The following is a 20326-nucleotide window of genomic DNA, read 5'->3' as shown; positions in this document are numbered from 1 at the left end:
GGCACTCTGGTGCACATGACCGTCTACGTTGTCTCCACCGGAGGCACCATCGCCTCCACCGCCGATGTGTCCGGGGCGCTTGTGCCGACCTTGTCCGCCGATGAACTTGTCGCCCGTAGCGAAACCACCCGTGACGTGCAAACTCGCGAGATCGCGAGCCTGGATTCGTCGTCAATGGGGCTCGCCGACATCGACCGCCTTCGTGCGCTCACTAGCGCATTGCTTAACGACGACACCCTCACCGGCCTCGTCATCACCCACGGCACCGACTCCTTGGCAGAAACCGCCCTCGCGTTAGAACTCGTCCACCGCGATGAACGGCCCGTCGTGTTGACCGGTGCGATGCGCTCCGCCGATCATCCCCACCCTGACGGGCCCGCAAACCTGCGTGGCGCGATCGAGGTGGCCGCCACCCAACGCGGCGGTGGCGCCTTCGTTCACTTCGGTGGCGCAACCTTGCCTGCACGCGGCCTACGCAAGCGGCACACTACCGATCTGGACGCCTTCGACGTCCCCGTTTCACTGCGCCGACCTATGCCTGTCCCCGCTGCGCCATTGGACGGCTTGTTCGTGCCGATCCTGCGTGCATGGCCAGGTGACGACGGCACCGTTGCACATCTTGTCGCCTCGAAGTCCCCCGACGGCGTCATTGTCGAGGCCCTCGGTGCCGGCAACGTCTCCGACGGCACCGGCGAAGCACTTCGCGACATGCTGCGCCGCGGCATCCCCGTAGTGATTGCCACTTCTGCCCCCTACGGTGCAGTGACCTTCGCCTACGGCGGCGCAGGTGGCGGCTCTACCCTCGGCGACCTCGGCGCGCTGCCCGCAGGCCACCTCTCCCCCGGCCAAGCTCGTATCGCACTGCTCACCGCCCTGGCCACCGGTGTGAATCCCAGCTCACTGCTCTGACAGCCAGTCCTCCCACGCCAACGAATCGACGGGGTCGGCCGGGACGAGCGCGGGGTCGTCGCTACGCAAGCTCTTGACCCTGCCAGGCCCCGTCGCGCGCGTTTCAAACCGCACCGTGACCCATCCCTTGCCGGCCCCTTGCACCCAACCGTGCCCAAACTCAGGGTGAAACACGTCCTGGGTAGCCCGCCACTGCCCTGGCGTGTCTCCCATCTCTGAGACCACCTCGAGTCCAGCCGGTGCGGCATGATCACTCACCCCAGTTTCGTAGTCCTCCGCCACCGGCGCCGGCTTCACAATCTCCTGATCCAACTCCGGAAACAACACATCCTGCAGCGCATCCTCCAGGCCCGAATACGACACCCCCACAAGCCTGATTGGCCCGACTTCGTCCGGGTAACGCACCAGTCGAAACGCCGTTGCGAGCAGGGTTTCCGCATCGTCGGTTGCATACGGCAGGGTCGCCGAGCGGGATTCGATGCGAAAGTCCGCCATCCGCAGCTTCACTGTCACCGTGCGAGCCCCTCTCCCGTCCTTGAGCAACCGTCGATGCGAATCCGCTGCCGCACGTTCCAGCGCAGTGTCTACCTCCGACGGCTGGGTTAAATCGTTCGGGTAGGTGTGCTCGGAGGAGATCTGCTTCGCCACAGCACGCGGGGCAACCGGCCGCTCATCCACACCGCGAGCAAGCCACCACAGCTGCTTGCCCACCGCACCACCAATCGCGATATCGAGTTCTTTCTCGGTCAGCGCCGCCAAATCCCCAATCGTCTCGATCCCCGCCGACGCTAACTTCGCCTCCGTCACCGGCCCCACACCCCACAGCTCATTGACCGGCATCGGATGCAGGATCTCTAACTGTTCTTCATGCGGGATGACAAACACTCCGTCCGGTTTCGCGCGGCCCGAACCAATCTTGGCGTATTGCTTGCCCGACCCAGCTCCGATCGAGCTCGGCAAGCCAGTCTCCTCCTTGATCTCCGCGCGCAACTGGTTCGCCCACTCACGCACCTCGTCAGGGGTAGCACCAATGAGCTCAGCTGGCTCCATGAAGGCTTCATCGATGGACAGTTGCTCCACCACATCAACGTGCTTGCTAATCACCTCGAACACTCGCCTCGACGCGGTCGTGTACACCGCCCGCCGGGGTGCCACAAGAACTGCTTTTGGCCCCACCAGACGTGCCGCCCGGTGTGTTGGCATGGCGGAGCGCGCCCCATACTTTCTTGCCTCGTAACTGGCGCCCGCCACGACCCCGCGGCCGGTCACACCCGCAACGAGCACTGGCCGCCCTTTCAGCGTGGGACGGGTGAGCTGCTCACATGACGCGTAGAACGCGTCCATGTCGATATGCAGCACCCAGCGAGTCATGCCACCACTGTGCACCACCGCTACCGCCGAGTTCCAATTTCGTCATTCATCGAATGAGGTACCCGTGATGAAATCCAGGCGACGCGGCAACCCTCGCCCGCGGGAAACAAACCGCGCACCATCGTTAAACGTGAAGAACAGGTCGGTTCCCCTGCTTTCAATTGTGATCGTCCCGTGGCTAACCTGCGAGTGACAACTCGAGCACAGTGGAATGAGGTTATCCATGTTGGTCGAGCCACCATGCTCCCATTCTCGGATGTGGTGGATCTCAATAAACCGGCGATGCGAGCACCCAGGCATGGCACATTGATACCCCCACGTTGCTAGCAACGCCTGCACCTGGCCGTCAGTGGCGAACCGCTGTGCACGGCCGACGTTGATGGTCAGCCCATGTTTGTCCATCAAGTGCAACCGCACCACGGCGTTAGCAAGGTAGCTTCGCACATCCTCTGACCGTGCGGCACGGTTTTCGGGCATCCAACAGCCCCCGCCCTGATTCACCATGAGATTGACCTGCACACCGGGGCTACGAAGCGGACTAATCGGGTGAGCCCGCACCATATCCACCATGGCCAGCAACGCTGCGTAAACGTCCTGTTTCTCCGGAGGCCCGTAGCGCGAAACCGTCTTCGCGATGTCTTCGGCGGTGATCTTTGTCCGTTTCCGTGGTTCGCGATCCTGCTCAGAGGCGACAGCATCCTTGGCGTTGGTGGCGTCGTCGATAAGCAGTTGCACCTTTTCAGGATCGTTGAGATCCTCCGGATCGACGTCCTCCAGACCAAAACTGGCCAACTGCGCCATTTTCAGCGCGGTCAGAAGTTTCTGCCCAGCCACGGCGGGAAGACGGGCCTCGAACGCAAGCATGCCATCGTCGCACTCTCTGGCCCGGGCGAAAGGTTCGGTCGGCTCATCGCCTTTCGGCCCGGCACCGGCGAGCACAAGTTTCAGGTCCGAAAACGCCAGAGACAACGCAAGAGCGACAAGCTCCTCTTCGTTTTGCTCGTCTAGAAACTGCAGGAGAAAACGAACCGTCGAATACGGCATCACCCCAGACTCAAACGCCTCGAATAACCGGCGATACCTGCGCAGGCCCCGGGCAACCCTCACATACTCAAAGGCCGTCGGTTCGGGCAGGTTGAGTTCCCTACGCAACCACGTCGCGGTCGACTTCTCCCCATACTGCGACGCGAGATCCTGCTCATCGAACTGCCCGACTGCTTCAAGCATCCGCGCACGATGGTGATTGGCCGAAAGGTGGTTGACCTTAATCCGGTCTTCGAGCACCTCTGCCGACAAATCATTCGTTCGATCAGCCACCCACTGGCTCACTGTAACTGTCATGTTCACACCCCTTGTTTACAAACATTGACACCTTTATATATCGAATAGGTGTGCGAGTCAATAGTTTTCCTCAAATCTACCCAAAGAGGCCATTCCCCCACCTTGGCTGCGCAGCTTTTTCACTATGCCGCTGCATACTTTGGAGCAGACGGCGGTTCTTTGTTCGAAAAACTATGCCGCTGCATAGTCGACACATTCGTCGCCACGATGTGTCACCATGACATCTGTGAAGATCATCCAAACGTTAATCTCGGTAGCGCTCGCATCCGCGACCACGCTCACTGCGCTCACTGCCTGTTCCGGTGCAGAAGATATCGCCGCCGATGCTCCCGAGACCAAACTGACACCGACTGAGGTCGCCGAATTATGTCAGAACGCCGCCAGAAACGCGTCCACCGCCGACGGCGTTGCCTACGACGCCCTAACGGTCTATGCACACGAAGTGCCCACTGACGCAATCACAGGACAGACGTTCGACAGCGAGATCTCCGGTTTTCTCAGCAATGACGAATACATCGGTGAATTCACATTCCGTTGCACGATCGACGGCTCCGACGCCCAAGTGAGCAATTTTTATTTCCCTCCCAAGAACTTTCTCGCCCCGCAATCGGAATCCAGCCCCACAAGGCAAGCACAGCGACAGCACGCACAGCCGCAGCAACCACAGGCACAGGCCGTGGACCCGCAACGCATCGACCCACGAAACAACGGCGCGGGAGTAACCGGCAGGGACGACAACCTGGGCATTTACTATCACAACAAACAGGACTGGCTGTTTCTCGAGGCTCCGGGCAAGGTTGTACCTGGCGCGAAGATTTACAACGTGAACAAAAGCTACTGCTCTACTGGTTTTATCGCGTCGCGGGAAAACCGCACATTCATCGTTACTGCCGGGCACTGCGGCGATGTGGGTGACCAGTTCTACGTCAATGACCAATACGGCGGGTCACTGGTTGTGGGCGAGATGGTCGAATCCTTCTACGAGCGCGACAACACGGGCTTTATCGGCACCGACATCGGACTGATTGAGATTTACGACGATGCCAAGCCGTACGTGGATTCCGCACTGCCCGTAAATTCCCGATTGAAGGGCTGGATCACCCCAGCCCAAGCGGGGCAAGGCAACATGACCATTTGCCGTCTCGGTGCCACCACTGGCTACTCCTGCGGCAAATTCGTCGAGGTAGATAGGGCCGGCCAATTCGTGTTTCGCAACATCGCTGACAGAGGCGATTCCGGAGGCGCGATCTTCGCGTTCGACGGCACGGACGCATGGGCACTAGGGGTGACGTCGAACGGCAGCGACTACAACAAGACGCTCACCAGCGGCATGGAAATCGCCGGCGCAATGCAGCACTGGGGCCTCACGCTTCACGGCTAGCCCCTAAAAACACTATGCCGCTGCATAGTGGTCCGGGTCAGGATCCACTATGCAGCGGCATAGTCCGTCAGCGCCTAATTCTTGCGAACGGTGGCGGTCACACCGTCGACAACATCATGGCCTTCGACTGGTTCGGTGACCACATCGAAGGAGGTTGCCAACGTTTCAGCGGCGATGTGCTCTGCGTGACGACGAGCCCACTCCTCCTTCTCAGCCGGCACCGCAAGCACAACCGCAATGCGATCGGAGACCTCAAGGCCCTCACGCTTGCGCGCATCCTGCAGGCCACGGATGACATCGGCGGCCCAGCCTTCAGCCTCGAGTTCCTCAGTGACGTTGGTGTCCAGGACGACGAGGCCGACGGCGGCGTCGGCGTCGACACGCGCAGTGCTCTCCGGGTTCTCGGCGACGAGACGCTCGGTGTAGAGCTCCGGAGTCAGCACGATGTCTCCGTCGACCACCACGTCGTCGCCACGACGCTCATAGTTGCCAGCCTTGACGTTCTTGATCGCGCGCTGGACATCCTTGCCCAGCTTCGGACCAGCAATCTTCGCATTAACGACGACCTCGAACGAACCAGCCGAGTCCACATCCGCGGTGAGCTCAACGTCCTTGACGTTCACTTCGTCGCGAATGGTGGAGCGGAACGGCTCAAGTAGATCAGCCTCTGGCAGAGCAACAGTGAGCTTCGGCAGTGGAAGACGGTTACGTAGCTTGTTCGCCTTGCGTACCGACGACGCCGCCGAACACACCGCACGCGTCGCATCCATCGCAGCGACCAGGTCAGCATCCGCCGGCAGGTTGTCTGTCTTCGGGAAGTCAGTCAGGTGCACCGAACGGCCGCCGGTGAGACCACGCCAGATCACCTCAGAGATGTACGGCAGCAACGGCGCGACGGTACGGGTCACGACTTCAAGCACCGTGTAAAGCGTATTGAACGCCTCCGGGTGGGCCTCCTGGCCTTCCCAGAAACGATCACGGGAGCGACGCACGTACCAGTTGGTCAGGGTGTCCGCGAAGCGACGCACCTCATCGCAAGCATCGGCGATGCGCGTGTCGTCGAGAGCCCCGCCCACGGCCTCAACCAAGTCGTGGGTCTTGGCCAGGATGTAACGGTCGAGCACGTTGTCGGAATCCACCGACCACTGAGCGTCCTCAGAGGAGTACAGCTGCAGGAAGGTGTACGCGTTCCAGATCGGCAACAGTGCCTGGCGCACGCCCTCACGGATACCCTGCTCAGTGACGATCAGGTTGCCACCACGCAGGATCGGCGAAGACATCAGGAACCAACGCATCGCGTCGGAACCGTCGCGGTCGAAAACCTCGTTGACGTTCGGGTAGTTGCCCTTGGACTTGGACATCTTCTGGCCGTCGGAACCAAGCACGATGCCGTGGGCGACGACCTTCTTGTACGCCACACGGTCGAACAGCGCGGTAGACAGCACGTGCTGGACGTAGAACCAGCCACGGGTCTGGCCCGAGTACTCGACGATGAAGTCAGCCGGCTGGCGAGCGTCGTGCTCCTCGCGGTTCTCAAACGGGTAGTGGTACTGCGCAAACGGCATAGAGCCGGATTCGAACCAGCAGTCGAGCACGTCCGGCACGCGGCGCATCATGGACTTACCGGTCGGGTCGTCCGGGTTCGGACGCACCAGTTCATCAATGTGCGGACGGTGCAGCGACTTGGGGCGCTCACCGAAGTCACGCTCGAGCTCATCGAGGGAACCGTAGACATCCACGCGCGGGTACTCCGGGTTATCGGATACCCACGCCGGCACCGGGGAGCCCCAGTAGCGGGTACGCGAAATGTTCCAATCGCGAGCGCCTTCGAGCCACTTGCCAAACTGGCCATCGCGGATGTGCGACGGGATCCAGTCGATCTCCTGGTTGAGCTCGACCATGCGGTCGCGGATGTCCGTGACCTTCACAAACCAAGCCGGCAGCGCCATGTAGATCAGTGGCTCGCCGGAGCGCCAGGAGTGCGGGTAAGAGTGGACGATGGTCTGGTCACGCACGACACGGCCCTTGGCGCGCAGGTCGCGGATGATGTCGCGGTTCGCGTCGAAGACCAACTTGCCTTCGTAGTCCGGAACCAGCGAGGTGAACTTGCCGTCGGCGTCGACGGGGATGACCAAATCGATGCCGTAGTCCTGGCAGGTGAACATATCGTCTTCACCGAAGGCGGGCGCCTGGTGGACGACACCGGTGCCGTCCTCGGTGGTGACGTAGTCCGCGTTAAGCACCATGAACGCGTTCTCGTGGTCGCGGAAGTAGTCAAAGACCGGCTCGTACTCCAGGCCCTCGAGCTGGGCGCCGGTGAACGTGGAGATGACCTCGTACTCGCCGAGTTCCTTCGCGTATGCGCCGAGCAGGTTCGTCGCCAAGAGCAATGGCGTATCGACGACACCCTCATCCCCCGGCTTCACCAACGAGTACTCAACCTCCGGGTGAACCGCCAACGCCAAGTTCGACGGCAGCGTCCACGGCGTAGTGGTCCAGGCGATCGCAGCCGCATCGTGCAGTTCAGGGTGCTCAGCCCACGTCTTCTCCGCAGCGTAGCCGGCGCGGCCGCCGGTGAACGGCATGGTGACGGTGACGGTAGGGTCCTGGCGGTCGCGGTAGGAATCGTCGAGACGCGTCTCCTGGTTGGACAACGGCGTGTGCTCTGCCCAGGAGTACGGCAGCACACGGAAGCCCTGGTAGATCAAGCCCTTGTCGTAGAGCTCCTTGAACGCCCACATGACGGATTCCATGTACTCCGGGTCCATGGTCTTGTAGCCGTTCTCAAAATCGACCCAACGAGCCTGGCGGGTGACGTACTCTTCCCACTCGCCGGCATAGTGCATGACGGACTTGGCGCAGTACTCGTTGAATTTCTCCAGACCCATGTCATGGATCTGGGCTTTGTCAGTGATGCCGAGCTGCTTCTCTGCCTCAAGCTCCGCAGGCAGACCGTGGCAGTCCCAGCCGAACACACGCGGCACATGGAAGCCAGTCATCGTGCGGTAGCGCGGAACGATGTCCTTGACGTAGCCCGTCAGCAGGTGGCCGTAGTGAGGCAGACCGTTAGCAAACGGCGGGCCGTCATTGAACACGTATTCTTCGCAACCTTCACGCTGCTCAAGCGATGCCTGGAACGTTTCATCCTTGTTCCAGTAGTCGAGCACAGCGCGTTCCATCTCGGGAAACTTGTCGCTGCCTCCGGTCATATCGACCTTAGGGTAGACGTTGCCAACCATGACACTCCTCCACACACAATCTGCAGGGACGCATGTGCTGCGCGGTACCACCCTGCTTGGGGCGAAAGCCCCCACTTCATTTGTGGTGAAGGAAGTGACGTCTTCCCATTTAACGTCCGGTTCTAATAAGCGTAATGCCGTTCTTCCGGAATGCTCCCCGGTGATAGCCGGATCAAAGCGTTACGCCCGGAAGTGTAGCACTCCCGGGCGTTGAGGTTTTACTTCTCGTTCGGCGCCGTAGTTGAGCGGGCCTCGAGTTCCTCGAGCTGGGACTCAAGCAGCGTCTTCAGGCGAGTACGGTACTCGCGCTCGAAGGTGCGAAGCTCCGCAATGCGGTTCTCCAGCGCAGTCTGCTGCTGCTTCACCGTGTTCATAATCTCGGTGTGCTTGCGCTCTGCATCTGCCTTGAGCTTGTTGGCCTTCTCCTCCGCTTGGCGGATCTGGGCCTCGGCGCGGGAAGCGGCCTCGCCAGTGGTCTCCTCGGCCTTCTTCTGGGCCTCGGCGACGAGCTGCTTGGCGCGAGTCTCCGCCTCCTGCAGCTGAGACTGGGAGCGGGTCTGAGCGTCCTGCAGTTGCTTCTTGGACTTCGCCTCAGCCTCGGCCACCTCACGCTCTGCAGCGCTGCGTGCGTCTGCCAGCATGGAGGTTGCCTCTGCCTGGGCATCGCTGGTCAGACGGTCTGCCATCTCCTGTGCAAGGCCGAGCACCTTGGCAGCCTGGATGTGCGAATCCTGCGAAGGCTCTGCCTTCTGCGGGGCGGTGTTGACCGCCTTGGACACGCCTTCAGCCGGACGCTTCGCAGCCTGTGCGCAAGCTTCCTCAGCCTGCTTGCGGGCTGCTGCCGCATCTTCCTTGGCAGCCTTAGCCTCAGCCTCGGCCTTGTCCTTGGCTTCCTTCGCGGAACGCAGCTGCGCCTCGTAGTCAGCGCGGATCTTCTGCTCCACCTCGCGGCGGATTGCAGCCTCGTCTGCGGAAGAACCGGCTGCTGCCGGTGCCGCTACGCCAGCGCCACCCTCTTCGAGTCGTGCGCGGAGCTCTTCGTTTTCATCCTGGAGCTGTGCAAGCGCGTCTTCAACCAGGTCGAGGAACTGATCAACTTCGTCCTCGTTGTAGCCCCGCTTGCCAATCGGGGGCTTGCTGAAAGCGACATTGTGCACGTCAGCTGGCGTCAACGGCATTTGCGTTCCCTTCATGTTCTTGTAACGGACCCGCGTCTGCGGGTCGCGAATGCGCCCCACGTTACGGGAACGTACTTAATTTGTCTGCTGAATTGTAACTGTTTCGTCTACACAACGCACATGACAGCGCGCTAATGCAGTGCCGGAACGATCATCGTCGCCCGGATAACCATCTGGAGCAGGGAAAGTGCCAGGAAAAGCACGATCACGCTCACATCGAGCCCTACTCCCCCGTTCAACCTCAACGGGGGGATGAGCTTGCGTAATGCAAACACTGGAGGGTCGGTGATCTTGAACAGTGGTTCCGCCACCATGATGAACCAGTGGGGCGGGTCGAAGTGCTTCGAAAATGCCTGAATCATCTCAATGATGATGCGCACGACGACAATCAGCGAGTAGATGCCGATGACGGCGTAAAGAATTGCTCCGATAAGTGCCACGCGTTCACACCCTACAGGTTGTCTAGCGCAGGCCCGCGGAGCGCTTCAGCGCATCTTTGTCCACGTTGGCGTTTTCCGGGACGATGGCAAACAGGCGCTTGCGAGTGTCCTCACCACGGGACAGGTTGTGCATGCTGCCGCGCAGGCCGAAGCACAGGCCAGCAGCAAAGTCGACGATGCGCTTTGCATCGGCGGTGTCCAGATCGGTGAGGTCCATCACCACTGCGTCGCCATCGCGGAACGGCTCGCCGATCTCCTTGGCATCGTTGTAATTACGCGGAGACACGTTGACGATGCGCGGGGTCGGACGGTAGCTGGCGCGTGTCGACGACACCTCGCGGTGGTCACGCTCATAACGCGACGGACGCTCAGCACGGTCGTACGCGCCAGCGCCAGCAGTCGAGGAAGTTTCGGAGTAGCGCGAATCCTCAAAGTAGGCGTCGTCCTCGTTGTTCTCGATCGGACCGAGGCCGAAGAATTCTTTTGCGCTGCCAAAGAAGGACATAGTGGGGCTCCTTGGGGGTGGTTTTGCGATGAAGGTCAGCCTACGGGGCGGGGCCCAAGCAGCGCTGTTCCGACACGCACGAGATCGGATCCGCACGCGATTGCTGTCTCAAAGTCCCCGCTCATACCGGCCGACAAGATGAGGTCGCGGCCGAGGTGGGCGGAGGTGTCGTCGACAAGCGCACGTGCCCTGCGGAACACCGTCTCGGGGTCGGAGTTCAACGGGGGCACGACCATGAACCCGTCGAGGCGAAGATGCTCGGAATTTTCGACCGCCTCGATGATTTCCGGCACGTCGTCGTAGGAGGCGCCGCCACGGGCGGTATCGCCGTCGTCGGAAAGCTGGATCAGGCACGGCAGGGTGTCCGTGGTGCGGTCGCCGCGCTCGAGGGCAAGCGCCATGCCACGGTCAAGGCCGTGGGCGAGTTTGACCGAGTCGAGCGAGTGGACCTGAGCCGCCCAACGCGCGACGGCGTTAGCTTTCTTGGACTGGATCTGGCCGATCATGGCGATCTGGCACCGCCCATCCAGAGCTTCAGCCTTCGCGCGGGCCTCCTGCTCGCGGTTCTCACCGACGAGGGTGATGCCTGCCTCGGCGAGTTCAATAATGCGCTCAACGGGGTGGAATTTGGTCACAGGCAAGAGTTGCACGCTGCCTTCCGGGCGGCGGGCGGCGCGCTCGGCGTCGTGAATCTGCTTGGTTACGGTTTCAAGGTTATGCATCTGGCATCCAAATCACGCCGGCCTGACGTCCGGTGACGCCCTCGCGGCGATGAGAGAAGAAATCGGTATCGGTGATGGTATCGCGCGGATCTGCGTCGATGTGGGTCACGCCCATGCTCATCAGTTGGCGCACAAGCCCGGCACGGACGTCGATGCCCGCGGTCCCCTGCTTGGTGGTTGTGCGCGAGCCGGGCAAATGCTTTTCGACGTCCGCAGCCATCTCGGCAGGCACCTCATAGGACTCACCTGCCGCCGCCGGCCCGAGCAGCACCTGGATACGCTCCGGGGCAGCGCCAAGCGCCACCATCTCCTCGACGGTGCGGCGCACAATGCCGTTGCGAGCTCCCATACGGCCCGCGTGGGCTGCGGCGATCACACCTGCGCTGTGGTCGGACAGCAGCACGGGGGTGCAGTCCGCAACCAGCACGCACAGCGCGAGGTTTTTCTCGCGAGTCACGATCGCGTCAGTGGTCGCAACCGGCTCATCCGCAGGCCCGTCGACCACGGTGACGGTGTTGGTGTGGAGTTGTTCCATCCACACGAAACGCTCGGCGGGAAGGCCCAAGATGTCGGCGAGACGCTGACGGTTCGCGGCGACGTCGGCTGGGTCGTCGCCAACATGCGTTCCCAGGTTGAACGCATCGTACGGAGAACGCGAAACCCCGCCAGCACGGGAAGTAAACACCATGCGGACGGGGCGGTTGGAAAGATCTGGCATGCCAGCCAGTCTAACTAGCGCATGAAATCAGGCACATCCAAATCGTCGAAGCCGCCGCCGAACTCCTCGTCGCGGCGCGGACGGGAGTCCTCACGGTCCGTAAACAGGCCACGGTTTGGCTCGTAGCGGTGACGAGCCTGGTAGCTCTCCGACGGCTGCTCGGTGCGAATCTCAGTGCGGGTTTCAGTGCGCGGCTCCGCCGGCTTCTCCGGCTGGGACTCGAGCTCCTCGGCTGGAGCGATGACGCTTGCCTGCGGGGCGTCCTCGGCAGGACGAGCGTTGGCCTTCTCGTCGAAGCCGGTGGCGATGATGGTCACGCGGACCTCGTCGCCCAGGTTGTCGTCGATAATCGTGCCGAAGATGATGTTCGCATCGTCGTCGGCCTTCTCCTCCACGATGGAAGCAGCGTTGTTAACTTCCATCAGGCCGAGGTCGGAGCCACCGGCGACGGAGATGAGCACGCCCTTTGCGCCCTCCATGGTGGTCTCCAGCAGCGGGGAGTTGATGGCCTGCTCAGTTGCGGTCATCACACGGTTCTCGCCGCGCGCGGAACCAACGCCCATGAGCGCGGAACCCGCGTCGGCCATGACGGAGCGCACGTCCGCAAAGTCGACGTTGATCATGCCCGGGATGGTGATCAGATTGGTAATACCCTGAACACCGTTGTAGAGCACCTCGTCAGCCGCGCGGAACGCTTCCATCATGGAGAGCTCCGCGTCTCCGAGCTGCAGGAGGCGGTCGTTCGGGATCACGATGACGGTGTCGCAAACTTCCTTCAGGTTCTCAATGCCAGCCAGCGCCTGGCGGGTACGGCGCTTGCCCTCAAAGGTGAACGGGCGGGTCACAACACCAATAGTCAGTGCGCCCATCTTCTTTGCAATACCTGCGACGACCGGGGCCGCACCAGTACCGGTGCCGCCGCCTTCGCCTGCGGTAACGAAGACCATGTCGGAGCCCTTCAGGGACTCCTCAATCTCCTGCTTGTGGTCCTCGGCGGAAGTGCGGCCAACCTCGGGGTTCGCGCCTGCACCCAGCCCACGGGTGGCTTCTCGACCAATGTCGAGCTTGGTGTCGGCATCGGTAAACAGCAGCGCCTGCGAGTCAGTGTTGATGGCGACGAATTCGACGCCCTTCAACCCCTCCTCAATCATTCGGTTCACAGCGTTGACGCCGCCCCCGCCGACACCGACGACGCGGATCATGGCGAGGTAGTTGGCGGGAGAAGTCATAGCGTAAGTCTCGCCTTTCAAAACTCGGGTGTTCAGTTGCGTCCCATCATGTTTGAAAGCGAAGCATTTTTTGTGTTCTCCCCCGGCGTGTCACAACCCTAAACCTGTACTTTAGGGTTGTGACCTGGGGTTTTAGCGCGAGGTCACCAACTCGGGGTTAGAAATATTGAACTCGTGGCCTTCCAACTGGAGCACGGTTTCGAGCGCCAGCGCCTTATTCGCATTGTCGGTTGCAGCTCCCCACTGGACTACGCGGTCGTCGTCAAGCACGAGCGTGTAGGTGTAGTCACCGTTGGCTTTGAGCGCGCGGACGCGAGGCCGGGCAACATCACTAATCGACGACGCCACCTCCACCGCCTGCGCAAACCGCTCCTGGGCCACCCCCTGGATCTCCACAGCGCCTGCGGGCGGCGCCGCAACGATGAAATCGCGGCCCTCCCGGTCGATCAGGTGCGGCTGGCCATCAATGTCCACCCACGCCACCGGATCATGCTCTGTGATCTCCACACTGACACCGTTCGGCCACGCGCGCGACACTGTTGCGGAATCCACCCAGGGGTTTGCGGCAACATTCTCGGCGGCTCGGCGCGGCTTCACCTTGCCTATCGGCGTGCCGTAATCAATCCCGGTGAGGTTGCGTACTTCCTCCTCGGGCAGGTTCACGGACCCCTCGACGGCAATATCGTTCACGCTCATCAGCGGCGTGAACGGCACGGCCGCGCACACAGCCACAACAATGGCCACCGTTGCTGCGATCGCACCGTACGGGATCTTCCGGTGCTTCGGCTGCTCCTCGGTTGAGTCAGGCATGGGAACTTTTGTGGACATTACTTGCCCGCCAACGCATCCAGGATCTCGTCTGCCAGCATGGTCACACTGCCCGCCCCCATCGTGAGCACCAAGTCACCCGGCTCGGTCACGGACGCAACGGTTGCAGGAGCAGCAGAGAAGTCCGGTTTAAGGTGCACCGGGATGGTCATTTCGTCGCTAATAATGCGCGAGGTCACACCCTCAACCGGGGTTTCACGGGCACCGTAGATATCTAACAGCACGCACTCGTCTGCCAGCGACAATGCCTTAGCAAACTCGCTGGAGAACTCCTGGGTGCGCGAGTACAGGTGTGGCTGGAAGCACACGACCACACGCGCACCGTTGCCTTCTGCTTCCACCTTGTCGCGGGCCGCGGTAAGCACCGCCTCCACCTCGGTCGGGTGGTGGGCGTAGTCGTCGTACACGCGAGTCTCGCCGACGCTGCCTTTGTACTCGAAACGACGGCGCACGCCCGTGAACTCGCTGAGCCCCTGGGCGAGCTTCTCCGGATTCGCGCCGACGAGTACCCCACCGAGCAGCGCTGCTGCCGAGTTGAGCACCATGTGGCGGCCCGGGATAGCCATGCTGTAGGTGACCTCGCCGGAGACATCAGGCGTGCGCAAACGCACACCGACTGCGGTGTGCTCGCCTTCCTGGCGCTCTTCGGTAATCACCGCCGCTGCCGGCACGCTCGGGTGGCGCTTTGCGGCTTCTTCAGTGCCGTATCCGTAAACCGTCAGACCACGCTCGATTGCGCGCTCACCGCAAGCTGCGGCGTGTTCGTCATCTAGGCACACCACGATGTTCTTCGCAATGTCCGCAAAATCATCGAACACCTTGAAATACGCCTCACGCGTGCCGTAGAAGTCCAGGTGATCCGGCTCAATGTTCGTAATCACGGCGACATCTGGGGAGTAACGCAACAGCGACGCGTCCGACTCGTCGGCCTCCGCGACAAAAACCTCGCCCTGGCCGTGATGAGCGTTCGTGCCGGCACGGTTGAGCTGCCCGCCGATCGCGAACGACGGGTCTTGCCCTGCTGCTTGCAACGCCACGACCGCCATCGACGTCGTCGAAGTCTTGCCGTGCGTGCCAGCGAGCAACAGCTGAGTACGGCCCTCCATCAACTCGGCCAGCAGGTCCGAGCGGCGCAGCAGCGGAACACCCTCCCGCTTGGCGCGGACGAGTTCGGGGTTGTCCTGCGGGATAGCAGCAAAGCTCGTCACCACCGCGGTGGGAAGCTCACCAGAGAGCTCCAGGTGGGCCTCGTCGTGGCCAAGCGCCACCTTCGCGCCCTTGGCCTTCAGCGCCCGAACCGGACGGGAGTCCTTCGCGTCAGAGCCAGTCACGGTTGCGCCTCGGTCCAACAAGATATGCGCCACGCCCGACATGCCGGCACCGCCGATGCCAATGAGGTGCACGCGTGAGAGATCCGTCATCAGTTTTCCTTTCCAGCCGCATCAGCAATGCGGCGCGCGAGGTCCTCGGCAACATTGCCGGCACCGGATTGAGCAATTGCGCGACGCATCTCGGCACGCGCATCGTCGTTATTGAGCAAAGGCAGCAGCTTCTCGACGAGTACGTCGCCGTTGAGCTCGGCGTCGTCGATACGCAATGCCGCCCCTGTGGCAACCAAATGTGCCGAGTTCAACCCCTGCTCGCCATTGCCATGCGGCAACGGGATGTAGATCGCCGGCACACCAGCCGCAGAGTTCTCCGCAACCGTCATCGCACCGGAGCGACACACAACAACATCTGCGACCGCGTACGCCGCCTCCATGTCGTCGATGTACGGCACTGCCGTATAACCCTCGTGGGGTGCAGGGGCATCATTTTTGCGCCCATAGGCGTGCAACACCTGGTGACCCGCAGCGGTAATACGCTCAACCGCGCCAGCGAGTGCCGTATTGATACTCACCGCACCCTGAGAACCACCCGTAACCAACACCGTGGTCTTCTCCGGATCCAGCCCCCACGTGCGCAAGCCACGCTCGCGCTTCGCCCCGTCCGGATCCACTCCGACACCAGGGCGCACCGGAATACCGACGACATCGCCAGCCATGCCCGAATTCGCCACCGCATTCAAGCCCACGCCGCCGAGCTTGACCCCAAGCTTGTTCGCCATGCCCGCAAGCGCGTTGGTTTCCAGCACGAAAAACGGCAGCCGCAGCGACTTCGCCGCCAAGTACGCCGGCGCGGACACATACCCGCCGGTACCGAGCACCACCTGAGCACCCGAAGACTTCATCGCCTCCTTGGCCTGATTGACCGAACGCAGCAGCTTCGCCGGCACCGCAGCCAACTTCCACGGCTTCTTGCGCGGAATGGGCACCGGATCAATCAACGCCAACTGAAAACCGCGGGCGGGAACAATCGTGGTTTCCAAACCACGCTCCGTGCCCAACGCGACAACATTGGCACCGAACTGATCACGCAACACCTCCCCCACGGCGAGCGCCGGCTCAATATGGCCTGCGGTGCCGCCGCCTGCCAAGACGACGTTGAGTTCACTCATGTAATCCTCCTGCTATCTACGCACGCGGCGCGGCCCACCAGTGGCTTGACGCACCGGCGCCGTCGGGCGGTGATTGCGCTGTACCTGCTCACGTGGGTGCTCGCGAGGCTGGCGTTGCTGTGTGATCGGACGGGGCTCCTGGACGCCAAGCATGCGGTCGAACACTGGGCGGCCGTAGTTCTGCATCGCGGAAATCGCATCCGGCTCGTGGCGAGCCACGTTTGCCAACACACCCATCGCCCCCAGGGTGATCACAGCCGAGGTACCGCCGGCAGAGAGCATCGGCAGCTGAATGCCGGTCACCGGCAGCAGACCGATGACGTAGCCGATGTTGACAAACGCCTGCGAAACAACCGCTGCCGTCAGCGCCGCCGCCATCAGCGTCTGGTACTGCGACTGCGCACGCCGAGCGGTACGGAAACCGAAAAAGCCGAGCAAGGCGAACAGGGAAATAACCAAGGTGCCGCCCCACAGGCCGAGCTCTTCGCCGATGATCGCGAAAATAAAGTCGTTGCGTGCCTCAGGCAGGTAGAACCACTTCGCGCGGGACTGGCCAAGACCGACACCGAAAATGTGACCGTCTGCGAGCGACAAAAAGCCTTGGTGGGACTGGAACGCAATACCTTGCGTGTCATCGAAGTGGCCGCGCAGTGCGTCGAAGTACACGTGGAAACGCGCAGAGCGGAAACCTCCGGACAAGAACGCCACAATCAGTGAGAACGCGCCACCAATTCCCAGGTAAACGATTGCCTTCTTTGGCACACCCGCGAAGATCAGGATGAAGGCGACCACAACCGCGAACGACAAAGCCATACCCATGTCGCCCTGTGCGGCAATCAACGCGACACAGATTGCAGCCACGATAAAGAACGCGAGGAAACCGTTGTTGGCCTGGAACAAACGTTGCGGATTTCTGTGTTCGAGCACCTTCGCGCCCCACATCGCGATAGCCACACGGGCCACCTCCGATGGCTGCAGGCGCAGCGGGCCCAGCACGATCCACGACTGGGAACCTACCTCTTCGCGGCCGGTGCCCAAGGGCGTGAGCACCAAGATCAGCAAAATAACGGAAGCGGCCATCAGGACAGCGGAGAAGCTGCGCAGCCGCTCAGGCGGCGTTTTCAGCGCCACCCAAAACGCGATCAGGCCACCGATGACCATGACGGTTTGACGGATGGCCACGCCCCAGACGCTCTCGGAATCTGCGAACGACGTCGCCATTGACGACGACATCACCATGACCACACCAAGACCTGCAAGCACCAGGACAATGCTGCGGATCATGGTGTAGTCGATGAGCGGCCGGGAATCCAGAAACTCCTCGAATTTGCGCACCTTAAGCGCCAATTTTGAGGTTGGCTCGGTCGATCGCGGGGCACGCCGCGTTGTCCCCTGTTGCACCGCCATGCAGCTGCCCTTTCATTCGAGAAGTCTCAACGTGAAGTTGAGCTTACTTGTTATCCGGGCTCCAGTGTCGCATCGCTGCCGCTGCGAAGGCGTCGCCACGCGCTGACATGCCCGAAAACATATCCAAGCTCGCAGCAGCCGGCGCCAACAGCACCGTATCGCCCGGCTGCGCCTGGGTCGCCGCCCACGCAACAACCTCATCCATGGCTTGTTCCGGATCCGTGGAGTCGGAGACAAACACCGGAACGTCCGGGGCGGCCGCGTTGACAGACGCGCGGATGAGCTCACGATCCACACCGAGCAGAGCAACGGCGCGGAACTGATCAGCGTGTGCTTTGACGACACCGTCGACGGCAGCGCCTTTGAGCTGTCCTCCCGCGACCCACACCACCGTGCCCGCACCGGTGAGCGCAGAATCCGCCGCGTGCGGGTTCGTGGCCTTGGAGTTATCCACCCAATCCACACCGCCGCCGGAGTGCACCACCGCCCCACGGTGACCGGCCACGCGGTACTTCTCCAGTGCCCGCTGGATGTGATGCGGCTTGGCCCCCTGGGTCAACGCCACCGCAGCGGCCGCGAGTGCGTCAAGCAGACCGGCGGCTCCGGCGGGCTCGATGCCGTCGGCACTTGCAACGTCGATAGTTTCGCCGCCGAGTTTGGCCACGATCCTGCCGCCCGAAACACCGACCTGGTTGTCGCCAGGCTCTTGAAGTGTGAACCCGATGATGTCGTCGCGACCAGTCTGCTCAGCTAAACGCTGCACCTCCGTATCGTCGATACCTGCAACCGCATGCGTTGCTTGCAATACCTTCGCCTTCGACGCGGCGTATTCCGCAAACGAGCCGTGCCAGTCAATGTGGTCTTCAGCCAGGTTCAGCAGCACGCCAGCATCCGGCACGAGCTCGGAGGACCAGTGCAGCTGGAAGCTGGACAGTTCGGCAGCGAGGACATCGACGTGTTCGTCGAGAAGCAGCACCTCTCCGACCGCGGTGCCGATGTTGCCGCAGGCACGTGCGATACGGCCGGAGTCGGCGCCGACTTCGGTCATCATCGCCGCCAGCATGCCCGTAGTCGTGGTTTTGCCGTTGGTGCCCGTGACGACGAGCCACGTCCGCGGTGCGCCAAACACGCCGGCGCGGTCAAGGCGGAAGCACAGTTCAACATCGCCGATGACGTCGATGCCGGCGGCGGTGGCGTCGACAAGCAATGGCGTATCAGGTCGCCACCCGGGCGAGGTGACCACAAGGCCAGTGTCAGCGAAGCGCTCGCGCGCTTCAGCGCTGGAACACACCGCGAAGCCTTTTGCGGTAGCGGCTGCGCGCCCATTCGGGTTGTCGTCGACAACCGTGCAATTCGCACCCGCCTTCGTCAGCAAGTGTGCTGCGCCGAGACCAGAAACACCAGCACCGGCGACTAAAACATGATCTGGCAGCGTCACAGGCCCGCTCCGTTCAACGAGAGCCACTCACCATAAAACGCGGCGAGGCCAAGCATGACCGACATCCCGGAGATGATCCAGAAACGCACCACTACGGCAGTCTCTGGCCAGCCGCCGTTTTCAAAGTGGTGGTGGAACGGCGCCATGCGGAACACTCGCTTGCCGGTGGTCTTGAAGGACGCAACCTGAATCACCACGGAGGCGGCCTCCAGGACGAACAACGCGCCGATGACAACCATCAGCAACTCCGTGCGCGAGGCAACCGACAGGCCCGCAACAAGGCCACCGAGTGCCAGCGAGCCAGTATCCCCCATAAAGATCTTCGCGGGTGCGGCGTTCCACCACAGGAAACCCACGCAGGCGCCAAAACCGGCCGCCGCGAGAATCGCCAAATCCAACGGATCACGCACCGAATAACAGCCAGCGGTCGCGACAGCATCACAAGAGTTACGGAACTGCCAGAACGTAATGCCCGAGTAGGCAGCCATCACAAGTGCCGTCGTACCAGCGGCCAACCCGTCGAGACCGTCAGTCAGGTTCACTGCATTCGACCACGCGGCGAGCAGGATGTAGATGAACACTAGGAAGATGATGGTGCCCACCACACCCCCGCCGATGGCGAGGTTGATCGTGTCGATGTCGCGCACGAACGACAAGAACGTCGAGCCAGGTGTCAGACCGTTCTCGTCCGGGAACTGCAAGATAAGCAGCCCGAAGGCGATCGAAATGGCAAACTGCGCCACAAGCTTCGCCGTCTTATTGAGGCCAAGGTTGCGGTGCATGAACAACTTAATGCCGTCATCGGCAAAACCTACGAGGCCGAGCGACAGCGTAAGCCCCAGCACGATCAGGCCCGAGGCAGTAAACGCCGTGTGGCCCGTAGCCAAGGCTGAGAGACTGCCGCCGACGTAGCCAAGCGCGATTGCTAACAAAATAGCGATGCCGCCCATTGTTGGCGTGCCACGCTTGCGGGCGTGCGACTTCGGGCCGTCCTCGCGGATCTCCTGCCCCATCTCGCGGCGATGGAAATATCTAATGAGCAGCGGGGTCACAAAAATCGAGACCAGGAAACTAAGAATCCCGGCGCAAATGACTTGAACCATGAAGTGTTACCTCGCTGCTG

The 20326-nt window shown here is 61.8% G+C and carries 17 protein-coding genes; 2 read left to right on the top strand and 15 right to left on the bottom strand.

The features are described 5' to 3' along the window. Window positions 1-15 precede the first annotated feature (15 nt). A complete protein-coding gene (locus tag HMPREF2617_RS08835; RefSeq protein WP_070816410.1) occupies window positions 16-909 on the top strand; it encodes an asparaginase in 894 nt (297 codons plus the stop codon). Here HMPREF2617_RS08835 and HMPREF2617_RS08830 read toward each other — a convergent pair. Both HMPREF2617_RS08830 and HMPREF2617_RS08825 read right to left on the bottom strand, forming a co-directional pair. Beyond that, window positions 898-2280 carry a DNA polymerase IV gene (locus tag HMPREF2617_RS08830; RefSeq protein ID WP_070450902.1) on the bottom strand — a complete coding sequence of 461 codons (1383 nt, stop codon included), beginning with the start codon at window positions 2278-2280 and terminating at the stop codon, window positions 898-900. The genes HMPREF2617_RS08835 and HMPREF2617_RS08830 overlap by 12 nt on opposite strands. A gap of 42 nt (window positions 2281-2322) precedes the next feature. Continuing rightward, a complete protein-coding gene (locus HMPREF2617_RS08825; protein WP_070840539.1) occupies window positions 2323-3621 on the bottom strand; it encodes an HNH endonuclease signature motif containing protein in 1299 nt (432 codons plus the stop codon). A gap of 217 nt (window positions 3622-3838) precedes the next feature. Here HMPREF2617_RS08825 and HMPREF2617_RS08820 point away from each other — a divergent pair, with 217 nt between their 5' ends. Next, on the top strand, window positions 3839-5002 hold the full coding sequence (locus HMPREF2617_RS08820) for a S1 family peptidase (protein WP_070840538.1): 1164 nt from the start codon (window positions 3839-3841) through the stop codon (window positions 5000-5002). Between the two features lie 74 nt (window positions 5003-5076). Here the strand turns inward: HMPREF2617_RS08820 and ileS are convergent, their stop codons facing one another. From ileS to mraY, 13 genes are all read right to left on the bottom strand, one after another. Then, window positions 5077-8241, bottom strand: coding sequence for an isoleucine--tRNA ligase (gene ileS, locus HMPREF2617_RS08815; protein ID WP_070840537.1), 3165 nt, complete (start codon window positions 8239-8241; stop codon window positions 5077-5079). A gap of 218 nt (window positions 8242-8459) precedes the next feature. Further along, window positions 8460-9419, bottom strand: coding sequence for a DivIVA domain-containing protein (locus HMPREF2617_RS08810; RefSeq protein WP_070483969.1), 960 nt, complete (start codon window positions 9417-9419; stop codon window positions 8460-8462). A 131-nt stretch (window positions 9420-9550) separates the two neighbouring features. Beyond that, window positions 9551-9859 carry a YggT family protein gene (locus tag HMPREF2617_RS08805; RefSeq protein WP_070422201.1) on the bottom strand — a complete coding sequence of 103 codons (309 nt, stop codon included), beginning with the start codon at window positions 9857-9859 and terminating at the stop codon, window positions 9551-9553. A 22-nt stretch (window positions 9860-9881) separates the two neighbouring features. Next, window positions 9882-10364 carry a cell division protein SepF gene (locus HMPREF2617_RS08800; protein ID WP_070483971.1) on the bottom strand — a complete coding sequence of 161 codons (483 nt, stop codon included), beginning with the start codon at window positions 10362-10364 and terminating at the stop codon, window positions 9882-9884. A gap of 35 nt (window positions 10365-10399) precedes the next feature. Further along, a complete protein-coding gene (locus tag HMPREF2617_RS08795; protein WP_070483973.1) occupies window positions 10400-11086 on the bottom strand; it encodes a YggS family pyridoxal phosphate-dependent enzyme in 687 nt (228 codons plus the stop codon). Then, window positions 11079-11804 carry a peptidoglycan editing factor PgeF gene (gene pgeF / locus HMPREF2617_RS08790; RefSeq protein WP_070483975.1) on the bottom strand — a complete coding sequence of 242 codons (726 nt, stop codon included), beginning with the start codon at window positions 11802-11804 and terminating at the stop codon, window positions 11079-11081. The genes HMPREF2617_RS08795 and pgeF overlap by 8 nt, the downstream gene beginning before the upstream one ends. Window positions 11805-11818: 14 nt before the next feature. After that, a complete protein-coding gene (gene ftsZ, locus HMPREF2617_RS08785) occupies window positions 11819-13033 on the bottom strand; it encodes a cell division protein FtsZ (RefSeq protein WP_070840536.1) in 1215 nt (404 codons plus the stop codon). Window positions 13034-13165: 132 nt separating this feature from the next. Continuing rightward, window positions 13166-13843 (bottom strand): cell division protein FtsQ/DivIB, encoded by a 678-nt coding sequence (locus HMPREF2617_RS08780; protein ID WP_070422196.1) that lies wholly within the window; start codon window positions 13841-13843, stop codon window positions 13166-13168. A 17-nt stretch (window positions 13844-13860) separates the two neighbouring features. Further along, entirely contained in the window at window positions 13861-15282 is a 1422-nt protein-coding gene (gene murC, locus HMPREF2617_RS08775) for a UDP-N-acetylmuramate--L-alanine ligase (protein WP_070840535.1), read from the bottom strand. Continuing rightward, on the bottom strand, window positions 15282-16358 hold the full coding sequence (locus tag HMPREF2617_RS08770; protein WP_070570093.1) for a UDP-N-acetylglucosamine--N-acetylmuramyl-(pentapeptide) pyrophosphoryl-undecaprenol N-acetylglucosamine transferase: 1077 nt from the start codon (window positions 16356-16358) through the stop codon (window positions 15282-15284). The genes murC and HMPREF2617_RS08770 overlap by 1 nt, the downstream gene beginning before the upstream one ends. Window positions 16359-16370: 12 nt before the next feature. Continuing rightward, on the bottom strand, window positions 16371-17765 hold the full coding sequence (locus HMPREF2617_RS08765) for an FtsW/RodA/SpoVE family cell cycle protein (protein WP_070422193.1): 1395 nt from the start codon (window positions 17763-17765) through the stop codon (window positions 16371-16373). Window positions 17766-17808: 43 nt separating this feature from the next. After that, entirely contained in the window at window positions 17809-19203 is a 1395-nt protein-coding gene (gene murD, locus HMPREF2617_RS08760) for a UDP-N-acetylmuramoyl-L-alanine--D-glutamate ligase (protein ID WP_246821726.1), read from the bottom strand. Beyond that, entirely contained in the window at window positions 19200-20306 is a 1107-nt protein-coding gene (mraY, locus tag HMPREF2617_RS08755) for a phospho-N-acetylmuramoyl-pentapeptide-transferase (RefSeq protein WP_070816328.1), read from the bottom strand. Before mraY ends, murD begins: the two co-directional genes overlap by 4 nt. Between the last annotated feature and the right edge of the window lie 20 nt (window positions 20307-20326).

Origin of the sequence: Corynebacterium sp. HMSC070H05, assembly GCF_001837615.1 — a bacterium.
GTDB lineage: Bacteria > Actinomycetota > Actinomycetes > Mycobacteriales > Mycobacteriaceae > Corynebacterium > Corynebacterium coyleae.
The sequence above is the reverse complement of the archived record's forward strand: the minus strand, read 5'-3'. Positions and strand labels throughout refer to the sequence as shown.

Coding starts and splice junctions, on each gene's coding strand:
- HMPREF2617_RS08795 (WP_070483973.1), bottom strand. CDS start 11,086: ATGCATAACCTTGAAACCGTAACCAAGCAGATTCACGACGCCGAGCGC.
- HMPREF2617_RS08800 (WP_070483971.1), bottom strand. CDS start 10,364: ATGTCCTTCTTTGGCAGCGCAAAAGAATTCTTCGGCCTCGGTCCGATC.
- ftsZ (WP_070840536.1), bottom strand. CDS start 13,033: ATGACTTCTCCCGCCAACTACCTCGCCATGATCCGCGTCGTCGGTGTC.
- ileS (WP_070840537.1), bottom strand. CDS start 8,241: ATGGTTGGCAACGTCTACCCTAAGGTCGATATGACCGGAGGCAGCGAC.
- murC (WP_070840535.1), bottom strand. CDS start 15,282: ATGACGGATCTCTCACGCGTGCACCTCATTGGCATCGGCGGTGCCGGC.
- HMPREF2617_RS08810 (WP_070483969.1), bottom strand. CDS start 9,419: ATGCCGTTGACGCCAGCTGACGTGCACAATGTCGCTTTCAGCAAGCCC.
- pgeF (WP_070483975.1), bottom strand. CDS start 11,804: ATGCCAGATCTTTCCAACCGCCCCGTCCGCATGGTGTTTACTTCCCGT.
- HMPREF2617_RS08780 (WP_070422196.1), bottom strand. CDS start 13,843: ATGCCTGACTCAACCGAGGAGCAGCCGAAGCACCGGAAGATCCCGTAC.
- HMPREF2617_RS08765 (WP_070422193.1), bottom strand. CDS start 17,765: ATGGCGGTGCAACAGGGGACAACGCGGCGTGCCCCGCGATCGACCGAG.
- HMPREF2617_RS08770 (WP_070570093.1), bottom strand. CDS start 16,358: ATGAGTGAACTCAACGTCGTCTTGGCAGGCGGCGGCACCGCAGGCCAT.
- mraY (WP_070816328.1), bottom strand. CDS start 20,306: ATGGTTCAAGTCATTTGCGCCGGGATTCTTAGTTTCCTGGTCTCGATT.
- HMPREF2617_RS08830 (WP_070450902.1), bottom strand. CDS start 2,280: ATGACTCGCTGGGTGCTGCATATCGACATGGACGCGTTCTACGCGTCA.
- HMPREF2617_RS08825 (WP_070840539.1), bottom strand. CDS start 3,621: ATGACAGTTACAGTGAGCCAGTGGGTGGCTGATCGAACGAATGATTTG.
- HMPREF2617_RS08835 (WP_070816410.1), top strand. CDS start 16: ATGACCGTCTACGTTGTCTCCACCGGAGGCACCATCGCCTCCACCGCC.
- HMPREF2617_RS08820 (WP_070840538.1), top strand. CDS start 3,839: ATGACATCTGTGAAGATCATCCAAACGTTAATCTCGGTAGCGCTCGCA.